Source organism: Arthrobacter sp. UYCu712 (genome assembly GCF_040547005.1).
Taxonomy (GTDB): Bacteria; Actinomycetota; Actinomycetes; order Actinomycetales; family Micrococcaceae; genus Arthrobacter.
In genome coordinates this window covers 207933-223298 of record NZ_JBEPOZ010000004.1, presented here as the reverse complement: position 1 = coordinate 223298, position 15366 = coordinate 207933, and the positions used below count along the sequence as shown (strand labels likewise).

General features: G+C 68.0%; 14 protein-coding genes. 4 read left to right on the top strand and 10 right to left on the bottom strand.

The features are described from left to right. Entirely contained in the window at positions 1–444 is a 444-nt protein-coding gene (locus ABIB51_RS06340; protein WP_354186561.1) for a universal stress protein, read from the bottom strand. A 359-nt stretch (positions 445–803) separates the two neighbouring features. Here ABIB51_RS06340 and ABIB51_RS06335 point away from each other — a divergent pair, with 359 nt between their 5' ends. Next, on the top strand, positions 804–1538 hold the full coding sequence (locus ABIB51_RS06335) for a response regulator (protein ID WP_354186559.1): 735 nt from the start codon (positions 804–806) through the stop codon (positions 1536–1538). 28 nt (positions 1539–1566) lie between these two features. Here the strand turns inward: ABIB51_RS06335 and ABIB51_RS06330 are convergent, their stop codons facing one another. Beyond that, positions 1567–3258 carry a sensor histidine kinase gene (locus ABIB51_RS06330; RefSeq protein WP_354186557.1) on the bottom strand — a complete coding sequence of 564 codons (1692 nt, stop codon included), beginning with the start codon at positions 3256–3258 and terminating at the stop codon, positions 1567–1569. Positions 3259–3427: 169 nt separating this feature from the next. Between ABIB51_RS06330 and ABIB51_RS06325 the strand changes: the two genes are divergently transcribed. Beyond that, positions 3428–3913: a pyridoxamine 5'-phosphate oxidase family protein gene (locus tag ABIB51_RS06325; protein WP_354186555.1), complete on the top strand. Its 486-nt coding sequence runs from the start codon at positions 3428–3430 to the stop codon at positions 3911–3913. An 88-nt stretch (positions 3914–4001) separates the two neighbouring features. Here ABIB51_RS06325 and ABIB51_RS06320 read toward each other — a convergent pair whose 3' ends face one another. The 3 genes from ABIB51_RS06320 to ABIB51_RS06310 are packed head-to-tail and all read right to left on the bottom strand — an operon-like array spanning position 4002 to position 7364. After that, positions 4002–4853 carry a transglutaminase family protein gene (locus tag ABIB51_RS06320; protein WP_354186553.1) on the bottom strand — a complete coding sequence of 284 codons (852 nt, stop codon included), beginning with the start codon at positions 4851–4853 and terminating at the stop codon, positions 4002–4004. After that, positions 4850–5776: an alpha-E domain-containing protein gene (locus tag ABIB51_RS06315; protein WP_354186551.1), complete on the bottom strand. Its 927-nt coding sequence runs from the start codon at positions 5774–5776 to the stop codon at positions 4850–4852. The genes ABIB51_RS06320 and ABIB51_RS06315 overlap by 4 nt, the downstream gene beginning before the upstream one ends. Then, a complete protein-coding gene (locus tag ABIB51_RS06310) occupies positions 5769–7364 on the bottom strand; it encodes a circularly permuted type 2 ATP-grasp protein (protein ID WP_354186549.1) in 1596 nt (531 codons plus the stop codon). Before ABIB51_RS06310 ends, ABIB51_RS06315 begins: the two co-directional genes overlap by 8 nt. A 255-nt stretch (positions 7365–7619) precedes the next feature. Between ABIB51_RS06310 and ABIB51_RS06305 the strand changes: the two genes are divergently transcribed. Together ABIB51_RS06305 and pepN are read left to right on the top strand one after the other, a co-directional pair. Beyond that, positions 7620–8600, top strand: coding sequence for a YeiH family protein (locus tag ABIB51_RS06305; RefSeq protein WP_354186547.1), 981 nt, complete (start codon positions 7620–7622; stop codon positions 8598–8600). 4 nt (positions 8601–8604) lie between these two features. Next, a complete protein-coding gene (pepN, locus tag ABIB51_RS06300; RefSeq protein WP_354186545.1) occupies positions 8605–11241 on the top strand; it encodes an aminopeptidase N in 2637 nt (878 codons plus the stop codon). Between the two features lie 50 nt (positions 11242–11291). On the opposite strand, the gene lplAB is transcribed toward pepN, so the two are convergent. The 5 genes from lplAB to ABIB51_RS06275 form a co-directional block, all read right to left on the bottom strand. Then, positions 11292–12398, bottom strand: a complete 1107-nt coding sequence (lplAB, locus tag ABIB51_RS06295) for a lipoate-protein ligase LplAB (protein ID WP_354186543.1) — start codon at positions 12396–12398, stop codon at positions 11292–11294. Between the two features lie 140 nt (positions 12399–12538). Further along, positions 12539–12796: a type B 50S ribosomal protein L31 gene (locus tag ABIB51_RS06290; protein ID WP_354186541.1), complete on the bottom strand. Its 258-nt coding sequence runs from the start codon at positions 12794–12796 to the stop codon at positions 12539–12541. Positions 12797–12948: 152 nt separating this feature from the next. Then, complete coding sequence (locus tag ABIB51_RS06285; protein ID WP_354186539.1) at positions 12949–13758, bottom strand: TrmH family RNA methyltransferase; 810 nt, start codon at positions 13756–13758, stop codon at positions 12949–12951. 7 nt (positions 13759–13765) lie between these two features. Continuing rightward, positions 13766–14551: a sulfite exporter TauE/SafE family protein gene (locus tag ABIB51_RS06280; RefSeq protein WP_354186537.1), complete on the bottom strand. Its 786-nt coding sequence runs from the start codon at positions 14549–14551 to the stop codon at positions 13766–13768. Between the two features lie 18 nt (positions 14552–14569). Beyond that, positions 14570–15355 carry an ABC transporter ATP-binding protein gene (locus tag ABIB51_RS06275; protein WP_354186535.1) on the bottom strand — a complete coding sequence of 262 codons (786 nt, stop codon included), beginning with the start codon at positions 15353–15355 and terminating at the stop codon, positions 14570–14572. Between the last annotated feature and the right edge of the window lie 11 nt (positions 15356–15366).

Here is a 15366-nt window from a genome sequence, read left to right as displayed (position 1 = left end):
TTATTTGGTGTTGCGCGAGTGGACCACGAGCACCGGGCAATGGGCGTGCGCCACCAGGGCAGAACTCACCGAGCCCAGCAGCAGACCGCCGAATCCCCCATGCCCGCGGCGGCCAAGCACCAGCAAGTCGGCGGAACCGCTGAGGTCAATCAGGGTGCGCCGCGGATGCCCCTGCACCAGACGTGTTTCCACATTGGCCGGAGTCTCGGGGCCAAAGGCCTTTTCGACGGCCTCCTGCAGGATCTCCTTGGCGCGGACGTCGAAGTCGTTGATCCCCATCGCGACGTATCCGTCGTAGACCGCCGGGATGTCCCAGCAGGCCAGCGCCACCACCTTGGCCGACAGCGGGCCAGCAAGGCCCTGTGCGTGGCGGAGCGCCTCTATGGATGCGTCAGAGCCGTCGACTCCGACCACGATGGTCTTGACGTCCCAGGTGTCGCCCACGGCGGATCCCTTCGTTGCGGTGGCATCTCCTGGCCCCAGCATCCCGCCGATGCCCCGAGGCGCCCAGTGCCAAAAGTCACGGGCAAATTTTCGGCGTCGGGCGGCCCGGATCCGCGGACCGGCCTCCCGGTGGGTCAAACGGCCCTTGCCCGGGACCGGTGGGCTGGACAACAATTGCAGAGTCCGCCGACCGAAAGCGTCCCCGGGCTGTGACAATGAAGTCAGTGACACTTAGGACGGCGCCAACGCCCTCGACAGGCTAAGGGCAACAGCATGCACAGTCCGCAGACACGATCGGCACCCCAGGTTGGGGACCAACGCATCACACGAGGCAGCGCCAGCGGCCGGACGGGAGAATCATGATTGCCTGGGCAGATGCAGGTCTCACTGCGCACGAGGGCCACCCGGCCGTCAACCGCGTCTTCATCCTCGATGACCACGAACTCGTCAGACGAGGGCTGCAGGAACTCCTGGAGGGCGAGGGCTTCGTCGTCGTGGGCAGTTCCGGGTCCGCTGTGGAGGCGACCCGCCGCATCCCGGCCCTGCATCCGGACGTCTGTGTTTTGGACGCCCGCCTGCCGGACGGGACGGGCATTGAAGTCTGCCGCGACGTCCGTTCCGTGGACCCCTCGCTCAACTGCATCATCCTCACGAGCTACGACGACGAACAGGCCCTGCGGGGCGCGGTGCTGGCCGGTGCCAGCGGCTACGTGCTCAAGGAAATCGGCGGCGTGGACCTGATCGGTGCGCTGAGGCGGGCGGCCCGCGGAGAGTCACTGTTCGAAGACGGCGTCGCGTCTGGCATCGTCGACAGCCTGGTCGAAGCCGAAGAGGTGGACCCCCGGACCTCGTCCCTGACACCGCAGGAGCGCCGCGTGCTTGAACTTGTCGGCGGCGGACTCACCAACCGGCAGATAGCAGCCGAAATGTTCCTCGCGGAGAAGACGGTCAAGAACTATGTCTCCTCGCTGCTGGCCAAGCTTGGCTTTGAGCGGCGCACCCAGGCCGCCGTTTTCATCGCGAGTCCGGCCCCTGCCGCACCGGCCGCGGGCCATGCCGCCGTCGACGGGAGCCGTCCGCACAGCGTCCACTAGTGCCGCGACCCGCTGGGACCACAGGGAGCTAGAGCGGCACCGACCACTCGAGGCTGGTGCCGGCGTCGAGGGCGCTGCTGATGATGCACTCGCCGTCGAGCATCCGCGCACGGTCCTCGAGGTTGGCCAGTCCGTTGCGCTTGGAAGGATCGGTAAAGCCCGAGCCGTTATCCGTGATGACCACAGTCACGCGGCCTTTGATCACGGCAACGGACACGGATATCGCGTCGGCGCCGGAGTGCCGGATGGCGTTGCTGAGTCCTTCGGACACAACGGCGACCACGTTGTCCGCCCTGTCGGGCGTGACGGCGTCGATCGGGCCGGTGATGGTCAGCCGCGGCGTAAAGGCCATGGACTTGGCCGAGCTCCGCGCCACCCGGCGGATCCTTCCACTGAGGAGTTCGGTTTCGGCGCTGTTGCTCTTGAGCGAGTAGATGGTGTCGCGCAGGCTGCGGATTGCCTCGTCGAGCTCGCCGGTGATGGCGCGGATCCGTTCCGTCGCCTGGTCGTCCTTGGTGAAGCGGGTCAGGCTCTGTACACTCAACCCGGCCGCGAACATCCGCTGGATGACGAGGTCATGCAGGTCGCGGGCGATCCGGTCCCGGTCCGTGAACACCAGCAATTCCTCGCGGAGCCGGTGCACGCGGGCCAGTTCCAGCGCGAGGGCCACGTGCGAGCCGAAGACGGCGCCCATTTCAATGTCCGTGCGGGTGAAGTGCAGCGAGCCGGGGTCGCGGACCAGCAGCAGGAGGCCGTGGTGCGCGCCCTGAGTGCTCAGCGCCACCGCGAGCAGCGGACCGGAGATCCCGCCGTCGACCTCCGCGAAGAGGACGGACGCGTCGTCCAGCAGCACCGGGTCGCCGCCCTCGAGGACTCCCTGAAGCACAGGCGATTCCAACGCCAGGGACCGGCCCGAGAACACGGGACCGAGGTCCCCGGCGGCACCGGCAACGATGTAGCCGGGACCGTTCGCCGCCGGAGCCACCAGCAGGGCAAGCTGCGACTGGGACTCCTGCAGGGCCCGGCCGGCGATGGGATCCAGCCCGCCGGAGGTGTAGTCGCGGTCGCTGCTGAGCATCAGCCCGGAGACGTCCATACAGGCCTCCAGCCAGCGGGCACGGCGCCGCGCGTCGTCATACAGGCGCGCGTTCTCGATCGCCACGCCGGCCGCGGCGGCAAGGGCAACGGCGAGGCCTTCGTCTTCGTCGGTGAAGTCGCTGCCGTCTTCCTTCTCGGTCAGGTAGAGGTTGCCGAAGACGACTTCCCGGACCCGCACCGGGACGCCGAGGAATGATTGCATCGGCGGGTGGTGCGCGGGGAAGCCGAAGGACTCCGGGTGCTTGCGCAGGTCCTTGAGCCGCAGCGGCCGGGGGTCCGTGATGAGCAGCCCCAGGACACCATGGCCGGTGGGCAGCGGGCCGATCCTGTGAGCCAGTTCACCGTCGATGCCGACGGTGATGAAATGGCTCAGCGCCTGGTCATCGCCAATGACGCCCAGGGCGCCGTAGCGTGCGCGCAGCAGCCGGCAAGCTGATTCAACGACTCGTTCCAGGACGGCATCCAAACTCAGGTCTTCGGCCACAGCCACGACGGCTTCCAGGAGGCCGGCCATACGCTCCTGGGACTGCAGCAACTCCTCCGCCCGGGAGACGAACCCTTTCAGCGCGTCATCGGTCCTGGGCTGAGGCTCGACGGCGGCTTGGTCCGGACTTATACCCATGGAATGCATATTGTTGGCCCCAATTCACTACAACGCACGTCAACGCTGACGACGTTTGATGTCAGAATACCCGTCCGGATACCTAAAGTCCTTAGAAGTCGGCCCGCAACGGCGCCTGTGTGACCTTGTGCCCTAGCTTCCGTCGCTGTTCCGGCATAGCCTCGGCGCCATGAGCACCGATCCTAAGCCGGGCGCCGGGCAACCACCGGCCGTTGAAGACCTCGATCATCACGAATGCTGGCGGCTGTTGCGCGGCGTGTCCGTGGGCAGGCTGGCGGTCTGGGTGGACGACCATCCGGACATCTTTCCGATCAACTACACGGTGGACCACGGAACGCTCGTGTTCCGGACGGGTGACGGCACCAAGCTTCAGGCGGCCACCGGAGACACCCCGGTGGCTGTCGAAGCGGACGGCGTGGACGCGGACACCGGCATCGCGTGGAGCGTTGTCATCAAGGGCCAGGCTGCCCCGGTCCGCAACCAGCAGGAGGTGCTGGAAACGGTCGGCTTGCAGCTGTTCCCCTGGCAGCCCGGCCGGAAGGAGCACTTTGTGCGGATCACCCCGGACACCGTCACCGGCCGGCGCTTCAAGGTGGCCCCGCCGCTGACCTGGTGGACGCCGCTGGACGGCACTACCCCGTCCGCGCCCGAATAGGCCCTTAAACACCGGTTGCGCTATCAGTTGGGGCTGCTCTGAGGCCTTCAGAGCAGCCCCAACTGATAGCGCAACATGGAGCGGCGGGCTAGGCGAGGCGGGTGATCTCGACAGTGACGCTCAGGGCTGAGCCGCCGCCGCCGGAGAGGATTCCCTTGAGGGGCGGCACGTCGCGGTAGTCCCGCCCGCGTGCCACGGTGACGTGGAAGTCACCGGCCGGCTTGTGGTTGGTGGGGTCCCAGCTCCGCCATTCGCCGTCCCACCATTCAAGCCACGCGTGCGACTGCCCGGCCACGGTTTCGCCGAGTGCCGCCGTGGACCGCGGGTGCAGGTAGCCGGAGACGTACCGGGCCGGGATCCCGCAGCTGCGCAACGAACCGATCGCGAGGTGGGCGAGGTCCTGGCAGACGCCCTGCCGCTGCGTCCAGGCTTCCTCGGCGTTGGTGGTGACGCCGGTGGAGCCCAACATGTAGGTCATCTCACCGCGCATCCACTCGAAGACGGCGAGGGCAGCCTCATGCGGATTGCGTCCCTCGACGACGCCCGGAATGATGCCGAGCACCTCGGTGCCCGGGCCGGTGAGCTGGGACTGCGGGATCCAGTCGCTGAACTGGTTCTGCGTTTCCGGCGTGGCCAGCGTGTCCCAGCCGACGATGTCCGCCTCGGACGGGATTTTTTCCACCCGGTGCACCTCGACGGTGGTGGTGGACAGCACTTCGAGGTGCTCGTGCGGCATCTGCATGTCAAAGGCCGTCACGCGGGTGCCCCAGAAGTCGCGGTAGCTGCTCAGTGCGGCCTGCGACGGCGAGACCTTCATCGAGGACTCCAACACCACCTGCTGGGGGTCCGTCAGCGGGGTCATGCGGGCCTCGTTGTAGGAGAGCGTGACGCGCTTGTTGTACTTGTACGCGGTCTTGTGGATGATGCTCAGCCGGGTCATGAAACTTCTCCCACCCAGGCCAGTTCGTCTGCCTGATTGAAGTACTTACGGGAAATGGCGTCGGAGGCCTGCGAAACGGCCTTCTGCACCCGTTCCATGTGCTCCGGCAGTTCCGACATCAGGTCATCCGTGCGGTGGAACTCGAGGAAGGTGCGGGCCTGGCCCACAATCCGCCGGGCGTCGTTGATGAAGCCAACGCGCTGGGCCGAGGGGTCGAGCTTGGCCAGGCACTCGTCCGCGTCGCTCAGGGCGTAGACGATGGAGCGCGGGAACAGCCGGTCCAGGAGCAGGAACTCGGCTGCGTGCTGGTCGCCGAAGGCAGCGCGCCGGGTCCGCAGGAAGGACTCGTAGGCCCCGGCGCAGCGGAGCATGTTCACCCACGACATCCCGGCCGAGAGGACATCGCGGGTGGAGAGCATCCGCGCCGTCATGTCGGCGCGTTCGAGGGAGCGACCCAGGACCAGGAACTGCCAGCTTTCGTCGTGGCTGACGGTGGTGTCCGCGAGGCCGCTGACCATGGCCGTGCGCTCGAGCACCCAGTTGCAGAAGCGGTAGGTGCCCACCACGTCCTTGCGGTGCTGGTTGAGCCCGTAGTACGTGGTGTTCAGGCTCTCCCAGAGCCCGGACGACACGGTTTCCCGGGCGCGGCGGGCGTTCTCCCGCGCCGCGCCGAGGGAGCCGGCGATGGACGTGGCACTCTGCTTGTCGTAGGCCAGGGCATTGAGCAGTTCGGGGAGGCCGAAGTCCTCGCTCTGCGCCCGGGCGCCCATGACGGCGAGGAGTTCCTGCGCCACGCTGCGCTGTTCCTCCATCGGCAGATGATTCAGCCGCTCGAGGTGGACATCGAGGATTCGGGCGGTGCCGTCGGCCCGCTCCACATAGCGGCCGATCCAAAAAAGTGACTCGGCAATACGGCTAAGCATTCGCGGTTACCTCCTGCGCGTCAGAGATCTGCTGTTGTTGCTGCTCTTTCTGGCTGTCGCGCCAGTTGCTCTCGACGGGCCAGACCGAAACCCGTTCGCGGACCGCGATGGGCGGGCGCGGCAGGGTCTCCACCGGCACCTCCGGGGAATCAGCGAGCACCCAGGTGTCCTTGGAGCCGCCGCCCTGGCTCGAGTTCACGATCAGGGAGCCTTCTTTCAGCGCCACGCGGGTCAGCCCGCCGGGCAGGACCCAGACGTCGTCGCCGTCGTTCACGGCGAAGGGACGCAGGTCCACATGGCGGGGGCCGAACTTGTCGCCGCTGAGCGTGGGGACGGTGGAGAGCTGCAGCACGGGTTGGGCGATCCAGCCGCGGGGGTCGGCGATGACGCGTTTCCGCAGGGCCTCCAGCTCGTCCTTGGACGCGTCCGGCCCGATCACGAGGCCCTTGCCGCCGGAACCGTCGACGGGCTTGACCACGAGCTCGGCCAGGCGGTCCAGGACTTCCTCGCGGGCGTCCTTTTCTTCCAGCCGGAAGGTGTCCACGTTGGCGATCACGGGCTCTTCGTTCAGGTAGTAACGGATCAGGTCCGGCACGTAGCTGTAAACGAGCTTGTCGTCGGCAACACCGTTGCCCACGGCATTGGCGATCGTGACGCCGCCGGCGCGGGCCGCGTTCACCAGCCCCGGGCAGCCCAGCATGGAGTCGGCGCGGAACTGCAACGGGTCCAGGTACTCATCGTCGATTCGTTTGTAGATGACATCGACGCGCTGCTCGCCCGCCGTGGTCCGCATGTAAACCCGGTTGCCGCGGCAGATGAGGTCCCGGCCCTCGACCAGTTCGACGCCCATCAGCCCCGCGAGCAGGGTGTGCTCGAAGTAGGCGCTGTTGAACACGCCGGGGGTCAGGACCACCACGGTGGGATCGTCGACGCCGGACGGCGCGGTTTTCCGCAGGGCTGACAGCAGCCGGCGGGGGTACTCCTCCACCGGCCTGATCAGTTGCTGGCCGAACGCTTCGGGAAGGCCCTTGGCCATCGCACGGCGGTTCTCCAGGACGTAGCTGACGCCGGAGGGCACCCGCACGTTGTCCTCCAGGACGCGGAACGTGCCCGCGGCATCGCGGACGACGTCGATGCCGGAAATGTGGACGCGGACGCCGCCGGCCGGTTCGAAGCCGTGCACCTGGCGGTGGAAGTGGGCGCTCGTGGTGACGAGCTGGCGCGGGATGACGCCGTCCGTGACCACGGTCATCTTGTCGTAGACGTCGTTGAGGAAGGCTTCGAGGGCCCGGACCCGCTGGGCCACGCCCTTCTCCAGTATGGTCCACTCATCGGCCGGGATCACCCGGGGCACGATGTCCAGCGGGAAGGGCCGCTCCTCGCCCGCGAAGTCGAACGTGACGCCCCTGTCGAGGAAGGTGCGGGCCATGGAGTCGGCGCGGGCAGTCACGTCGGCCAGCGAGAGCTCCCGAAGGGCCCCGGCAACCTGCCCGTAGGACTCCCTGGCCAGTTGGCCGGGGGTAAACATCTCGTCGTAAGCGCCGGTGCGGGCGGCGGCCTCGGAGTAATCCTGGAAAAGGTCAGACATGGTCACTAGCCAACCACCTTTTCGTTACGAAATCATTTCGGCTGCGCCGCGGCGCCGCGACGTGTTCGGCTGCCCGGCCCGGGGACAGACGGGGCGCCTGCCCCACGGTTGCCGGGCCCGGCCGTGGCGGTTGCGCAAATCCGGGCTGTGTACGGCAATGTTGGGGGCGTGCCAGAGTTCAGCCCCACGTCCCCGCCAGCGCAGCCCCCGCCAGCGCAGCCCCCGTCGGGGCAGCCCCGAACCACGCTTCAGGCCGTGGCGCCCGGCCTGCTGGCAGCCGCGGCCGCCGTCGGGCTTGCCCTTGCGATCCACACCCTGGTCCCGGTGCTGCCCGCGATGACCCTGGCCGTGGTGCTGGGACTCCTGTCCGCAAACCTGCCCGGGGTGTCCGGCTGGATCGGCGGACGGGCGCGGCCGGGGCTGGACTTCGCGGGCAAACACCTCATGCGCAGCGGGATCGTGGTCCTGGGCCTGAAGGTCAGCCTCGTGGACGTCCTCGGCCTGGGCGGCCCCGCCCTGCTCCTGATCACCGGTGTGGTGCTGGCCGCCTTCGCGGGAACCTACGGCATCAGCCGGCTCTTCCGGCTGCCGCCCCCGGTGTCGCTGCTGATCGCCACCGGCTTTTCCATCTGCGGTGCCTCGGCCATCGGCGCCATGGCGGCGGTACGCCGGATCCGCCAGCAGGACACCGTGCTGCCGATCGCGCTCGTGACGTTGTGCGGCACCCTGGCCATCGGCGTTCTGCCGCTGCTGACGCAGCCGCTGGGACTGGGTCCGGAAGTGTTCGGGGCGTGGGCGGGGGCGTCGGTGCACGACGTCGGCCAAGTGGTCGCGACTGCGCAGACGGCCGGGGCCTCGGCGCTTGCGGTCGCCGTCGTCGTCAAGCTCACCCGGGTGGTCCTGCTGGCGCCGATGGTGGCCGCCGCGGGACTGCACCACCGCAACGGCGCCGGGGCAGGCGGCGACGACGGAAGGCCCCCGATCGTCCCGCTGTTCGTCGTCGGCTTCCTGGCCCTGGCCGCCCTGCGCTCCACCGGCTGGCTGCCCCCGGCCGTGCTGGAGGCGGCCGCCGTCCTCCAGGACCTGCTGCTGGGCATGGCCCTCTACGGTCTCGGCTCGGCCGTCCGGGTCGCCCAGCTGCTTCATACCGGGGCCCGGCCGCTCCTGGCCGCCCTCGCTTCCTGGCTTTTGATTGGAGTGCTGGGGCTGGGCGCCGCCGTCATCATGATTAGATAGCTGGGTGTCGAACCAGAACCTGCTCCGCGATGAGGCGGCAACGCGCTCAGCCCTGATCACCACGCACAGCTATGACGTCTCCCTGGACGTGCGGCAGGCGGTGGATCCGAGCGTTGCCGGCTACGTCAGCCGCAGCGTCATCAACTTCTCAGCGAGCGAGCCCGGCACCTCGACCTTCCTCGACTTCATCAGCAGCGAGGTGCACAGCGTCTTCCTGAACGGCAAGGAACTGGCGGTCGCCGAGATCGCGGACGGCGCCCGGATCCGGCTCGATAACCTGCAGGCGGAAAACCAGGTCACTGTCACCGGCACCGCGCTGTTCAGCACCTCCGGCGAGGGGATGCACCGTTTCTTCGACCCGGCCGACGGGCAGTGCTACCTGTACACGCAGTACGAGCCCGCCGAGGCGCGCCGGGTTTTCGCGAACTTCGAGCAGCCCGACCTCAAGGCCGAATTCACCTTCCACGCCATGGCCCCCTCGGAATGGCACGTGGCCTCCAACGGCGTCGAGACACAGCGCACGCTCCTGACCAGCGATCCCGCCGCGAGCCGCTGGGACTTCGCCGCCACCAGGCCGATGTCCACCTACATCACCACTTTGCTGGCCGGCCCGTACTTCAAGGCCGAAGACCACTGGACCGGAACCCTTGCCGACGGGACGGCCCTTGAGGTGCCGCTCGCCCTGTACTGCCGGGCGTCCATGGCCCCCTCCTTCGACACCGCGGCGCTCTTCACGCTCACCAGGAACGGCCTCGACTTCTTCAACGCGCTCTTCGACTTCCCCTACCCGTGGGGGAAGTACGACCAGGCCTTTGTCCCCGAGTACAACCTGGGCGCTATGGAAAACCCGGGCCTCGTGACCTTCACCGAGAGCTACGTGTTCACCTCCCGCGCCGCCGATTCCCAGTACCAGGCCCGCGCCAATACGCTCCTGCACGAGATGGCGCACATGTGGTTCGGCGACCTCGTCACGATGCAGTGGTGGGACGACCTGTGGCTCAAGGAGTCCTTCGCGGACTACATGGGCACCCTCGGCGTGGACCGGACCACGGGCTGGGACACGGCCTGGGTGAACTTCGCCAACAACCGCAAGGCCTGGGCGTACGTCCAGGACCAGCTGCCCACGACGCACCCGATCGTCGCCGACATCCCGGACCTTGAGGCCGCGAAGCAGAACTTCGACGGGATCACCTACGCCAAGGGCGCCTCGGTGCTCAAGCAGCTGGTCGCGTATGTGGGCTTCGATGCCTTCATCGCCGGCTCGCGCCAGTACTTCAGGGACCATGCCTACGGCAACACCACCTTGGCCGAGCTCCTGGCCGCGCTCAGCGCTGCCTCCGGCCGCGACCTCGGAGAATGGGCCCGCCAGTGGCTCCAGACCTCGGGCATCTCCACCCTGTCCAGCGAGATCGACGGGCACGACGGCGTGCTGGGCACCGTGACCGTCGTCCAGGACGCCGAGGACCCGATCACCGGCAGGCAGGAACCGCGGCCGCACCGCTTGCGGATCGGCTTCTATGACCTGGACGACGCCGGCGCCCTGGTCCGCAGTGACAGCGTGGAGACCGATGTCAGCGGCCCGCGGACGGAACTCGCTGAGCTCGCCGGAAAACGGCGGCCGGCCCTGCTGCTGGTCAACGACGACGACCTCACGTACGCCAAGGTGCGGCTCGATGCGCACTCCGAGGCCACCGTCCGGAGCTCCCTGGACCGCCTCAGCGACCCGATGGCCCGGGCCCTGTGCTGGACCGCGCTGTGGGATTCCGCCCGCGACGCCGTCACGCCGTCGTCCCTGTATGTCGACGCAGTGCAGCGCTTCGGCCCGGCCGAGACCGGGATCGGCGTCCTGCTCAACGTGCTGGGCAACGCCTCCACCGCGATTGAACGCTACGTGCCGCGGCCGCAGCGGGACGCGGTGCGCCACGGATTCCTCTCGCTGGCAGCCGACGAGCTGCTCGCGGCCGGACCGGGCTCCGACCAGCAGCTGGCCTGGGCCCGCACGCTGGCCGCGACCAGCCGCTACGACGCCGGCCGGCTGGACCTGCTCCGCGGCACCCTGGCCGGCACCACGGTGATCGAAGGCCTCGCGGTGGACGCGGAACTGCGCTGGACCTTCTGGCACGCCCTGGCTGCCCACGGCCAGGCGTCCCCCGCGCAGCTCGATGAGGAACTGGTCCGGGACAACACCGCCGCGGGCAAATCCGGCCACGCCACGGCCATGGCGGCCCGCCCCGAGGCCGAGGTCAAGGAGGCTGCCTGGCATGAGGCGGTCCACGGCACGGCGCTGTCCAACCAGCTACTCAGCGCCACCATCGCGGGCTTCAACACCGGGCCAGCGGCCCTGCTCGGGGACTTCACGGACCGCTACTTCGAGTGTCTGGGACAGGTGTGGGCGGACCGGAGCATCGAGATCGCCAGCCGGATCGTCCGCGGCCTCTACCCGGCCGCACAGGACCTCGACGGCCACGGCGGCACCCCGGAAACCCACCCCGTGATGGTCCGGACCGACAACTGGCTGGCCGAACACCCGGACGCGCCGCGTGCGCTGCGCCGCATCATCATTGAACAGCGCAGCCAGCTGCACCGCGCTTTTACGGCCCAGGCCGTGAACGCCCCGGAATCCCGAGCGTCTGCTCCCTAACTGCCCTTTAGGCGGGTCAGAACGGCCGTTACGGAGCAACCGATGGGATATTACGGGACCCGGTGCAGCCACTCCGCGGTGCCGAACTTTTCATCGACGCGGCGTCGGGCGGCGTCGAGTTCGGCGTCGGTGAGTTCCGAGGGCGTGGCCCCGTAGCGTTCGGTGAAGACGTCCATCATCGCGGCCACGATCTCGCTGCGGGCCAGGCCGGTCTGGCGCCGGAGCGGGTCCACCCGCTTCTTGGCGCTGGCGGTGCCCTTGTCGGAGAGTTTCTCCTTGCCGATCCGCAGGACCTCAACCATCTTGTCGGCGTCGATGTCGTAGCTCATGGTGACGTGGTGCAGCATCCCGCCGTTGGCGAGCCGTTTCTGCGCTGCTCCGCCGATTTTGCCCTGGTCCGTGGCGATGTCGTTCAGTGGGACGTAGAACGCGCTGATGCCCATCTTCTCAAGCGCCGCCATCACCCACGCGTCCAGGAAGCCGTAGGAATCGGCGAAGCTGATGCCGTCCACGAGGGTCTGCGGGAGGTACAGCGAGTAGGTGATGCAGTTGCCGGCTTCCATAAACATCGCTCCCCCGCCGCTGATCCTGCGGACCACACTGATGCTGTGCCGGGCCACGCCCTCGGGGTGGAGCTCGTTCCGGACGGACTGGAAGCTGCCGATCACAACGGACGGTTCCTCCCAGTCCCAGAAGCGCAGCGTGGGATTGCGGCGGCCGGCGCCGACCTCCTCGGTGAGGACCTCGTCGAGGGCGACATTGACGTGGGTGGGCAGCACCGACGGGGCGATGATATCCCAGTGGTGGTCCGCCCAGCCGGTGGCTTTCGCGAGGGCGCGGCGGACGGTGACCGCCACGGCGCCGGCGGAGAAGCCGAACAGGACGGCGTCGGGCGGCAGGGCGGCTTCCACGGCCCCGGCGATGTCCGGGGCTCCTGCGTCCGCCGGGAGGCCGGTCAGCGCCCGGTTGATCTCCAGCAGCGCCTCGTCCGGTTCCAGGAAGAAGTCCCCGCTCAGCGAGACGTTGGCGAGCACGCCGTCCACGACGTCGAAGTCGGCCACCACGAGCTTGCCGCCGGGTACCTTGTACTCCCCGTGGTGACGGGCGCCGCCGTCGTCAGCGTTGCCGGAACCGGGAGCCATGGGGAGGGTTGTCATGCCGTTAATCCTGCCACGGCGCATTGCGCCGAAGGCACAGGATTGGGCACAAAAGTCCGGCACCCTCGCCGGGGCCGGAACGCAAAAAGCCCGCACCGTAAACGGTGCGGGCTTTTCCAACAGACCTTGGGGCGAAGTTGTTACTTCTTGCCGCCGAAGCCCTTGAAGCGAGCGTTGAAGCGCTCGACGCGGCCAGCAGAGTCCATGATGCGCTGCTTGCCCGTGTAGAACGGGTGGGACTCCGAGGAGATTTCGACGTCGATGACCGGGTAGGTGTTTCCGTCTTCCCACTCGATGGTCTTCTTGGAAGACACGGTGGACTTGGTCAGGAATTTGGCGCCGGAAGCCAGGTCGTTGAAAACAACAGCTTCGTACTTCGGGTGGGTATTAGACTTCATAATTGGACCTTTGTTCGCACAACTGGATTTTGCCAGCTGCCAGGTATGAATGGGATGGCATGCCGGCACCTGTCGGCGCAGCACAGCCAGCTACCAATAATAGCGGATAACGGTGCGGCCGACGAACACTCCGGCGCGGGTCCCGGAACGCCTCAGTCCCGGGACCGCAGCTCCCAGAACGCGACGGCGGACGCCGCCGCGACGTTGAGCGAATCGACGCCGGCGCGCATCGGGATCTTCACGGCGAGGTCGACGGCGGCGAGTGTGCCTTCGCTCATGCCGGCGCCCTCGGTTCCGAGCACCAGCGCCAGCCGTTCCGGGTTCCGGGCTGCCAGTTCCTCGAGGGAGACGGCGTCCTCCGTGAGTTCCATCGCCGCCACGGTGAACCCCAGGTCCCGGAGCATGGCGAGATCCCCGGGCCAGTCCTCCAGCCGCGCCCACGGCACCTGGAAAACCGTCCCCATGCTGACCCGGACACTGCGGCGGTACAGCGGGTCCCCGCAGCGCGGCGAGACCAGGACTGCGTCCACTCCCAGGGCGGCCGCGGAACGGAAGATCGCCCCGACGTTGGTGTGGTCCACGATGTCTTCGAGCACGGCGACCCGGCGGGCGGCGGCGAGCAGTTCGGGCAGCGGGACCGGCGCCGGCCGGTGCATGGCCGCCATGGCTCCGCGGTGCAGGTGGAAGCCGGTGATGTCCTCAAGGAGCCCGGCAGAACCGATGTAGGCGGGCACGTCTGGGTATTCCTCGAAGACGTCCGCGAGGTCCTTCACCCATTTCTCGGCGAGGAAGAAGGAGCGCGGCCGGTGCCCGGCCGCCAGCGCCCGCCGCAACACGCGCGAGGACTCCGCGATGTACATGCCCTCGGCAGGTTCGCGGAGCTTGCGCAGGTGCACGTCCGTCAGCTGGGTGTAGTCCGCGACGCGGGGATCGTCCGCGGACTCGAGGTGGTGGAAAGTCACGGGCAGGTCATTTCAGGAGGTTGGCGATCATAAAGCCCAGGGCGACGAGGCCCAGGGTGAAGATGACTCCGCGCAGGACGGCCGGGGAGAGCCGGCGGCCCACCTTGGAGCCGATCAGGCCGCCGATCAACGAGCTGACGGCGATGAGCCCGACGACGGTCCAGTCGATCCGGCCGAAGGCGAAAAGCAGGTAGGAGGCCGCCGCGACGATGTTCACGCCCAGGACCAGGATGTTCTTCATGGCGTTGGCGTTCTGGATGGTCCCGGACATAAAGATGCCGAGGATCCCGACCAGGAGGATCCCCTGGGCCGCGACGAAGTAGCCGCCATAGACCCCGGCCAGATACACCAGGACCACCAGCAGGACGCTGTGGCTCCGGTCGCGGATCGCGTGTTCGGGGTTCTCCTCGCGGTTACGGACCCACTGTTGGAGCTTGGGCTGGAAGACCACCATGAGCAGGGCGAGCACGATCAGCACGGGGGCCGCGTAGTGGAAGACCTTCTCCGGCAGGTGCAGCAGCAGGTAGGCCCCGCTGATGCCGCCCAGGAGTGAGGCCGGCAGGAGCCGGAGCAGTTGCCTGCCGCGGCCGGTGAGTTCCTTGCGGTACCCCCAGGCTCCGGCGGCGTTGCCTGCCACGAGCCCCATGGCGTTGCTGATGGACGCCGTGACCGGCGCGTAGCCGAGGGCGATCAGCACCGGGAAGGTGACGAGGGTTCCGGAACCGACCACGCTGTTGATGGTGCCTGCCCAGAGTCCGGCAAAGAAAATGAAGACACTATTGAGGAACTCCACGCGCTGGCCGGGCCGCCGTCAGCGGCGGGCCGTGGCGGTGTAGCGTCCCGCCGTGACGCTGACATCCAGCGGCAGGCCGAAGGTCGCGCTCAGGTTTTCCCCGGTGAGGACGTCGGCCAGCGGCCCCTGGGCCACCACGCCGCCGTCGCGCATCAGCATGGCATGGGTGAAGCCCGGCGGGACCTCTTCGAGGTGGTGCGTGACGAGGATGATCGCCGGGGCGGACTCGTCGCGGGCGAGTTCGCTGAGGCGGTAGACGAGGTCCTCGCGGCCGCCGAGGTCGAGCCCGGCAGCAGGTTCGTCAAGCAGCAGCAGTTCCGGGTCCGTCATGAGCGCACGGGCGATCTGGACGCGCTTGCGCTCACCCTCGGACAGCGAGGCGAAAGGCCGGTTGAGCAGCGGGCCCATGCCCCATTCGTTCAGGAGGCCGAAGGCGCGGCGCTCATCGTCCTTCTCGTAGCCCTCACGCCAGCGGCCGGTGACGCCGTAGGCGGCCGTGACGACGACGTTGAGCACCTTCTCGTGCTCGGGGATCTGGTTGGCCAGGGCCGCCGAGGACAGGCCGATCCTGGGCCGGAGTTCGAACACGTCGACGGCGCCGAGGATTTCCTCCAGGATGCCGGCCATGCCGCTGGTGGGGTGGATCCGGGCGGCGGCGATCTGCAGCAGTGTGGTCTTGCCGGCGCCGTTGGGGCCCAGGATCACCCAACGCTCGCCTTCCTTGACCTGCCAGTCCACCTTGTCCAGGAGCGTTTTTGCCCCACGTACAACGCTGACGGCGGCCATTTCAAGAACATCACTCATAGGAGTAGACA

Coding starts and splice junctions, on each gene's coding strand:
- ABIB51_RS06275 (WP_354186535.1), bottom strand. CDS start 15,355: ATGAGTGATGTTCTTGAAATGGCCGCCGTCAGCGTTGTACGTGGGGCA.
- ABIB51_RS06325 (WP_354186555.1), top strand. CDS start 3,428: ATGAGCACCGATCCTAAGCCGGGCGCCGGGCAACCACCGGCCGTTGAA.
- lplAB (WP_354186543.1), bottom strand. CDS start 12,398: ATGACAACCCTCCCCATGGCTCCCGGTTCCGGCAACGCTGACGACGGC.
- ABIB51_RS06290 (WP_354186541.1), bottom strand. CDS start 12,796: ATGAAGTCTAATACCCACCCGAAGTACGAAGCTGTTGTTTTCAACGAC.
- ABIB51_RS06330 (WP_354186557.1), bottom strand. CDS start 3,258: ATGGGTATAAGTCCGGACCAAGCCGCCGTCGAGCCTCAGCCCAGGACC.
- ABIB51_RS06320 (WP_354186553.1), bottom strand. CDS start 4,853: ATGACCCGGCTGAGCATCATCCACAAGACCGCGTACAAGTACAACAAG.
- ABIB51_RS06310 (WP_354186549.1), bottom strand. CDS start 7,364: ATGTCTGACCTTTTCCAGGATTACTCCGAGGCCGCCGCCCGCACCGGC.
- ABIB51_RS06315 (WP_354186551.1), bottom strand. CDS start 5,776: ATGCTTAGCCGTATTGCCGAGTCACTTTTTTGGATCGGCCGCTATGTG.
- ABIB51_RS06335 (WP_354186559.1), top strand. CDS start 804: ATGATTGCCTGGGCAGATGCAGGTCTCACTGCGCACGAGGGCCACCCG.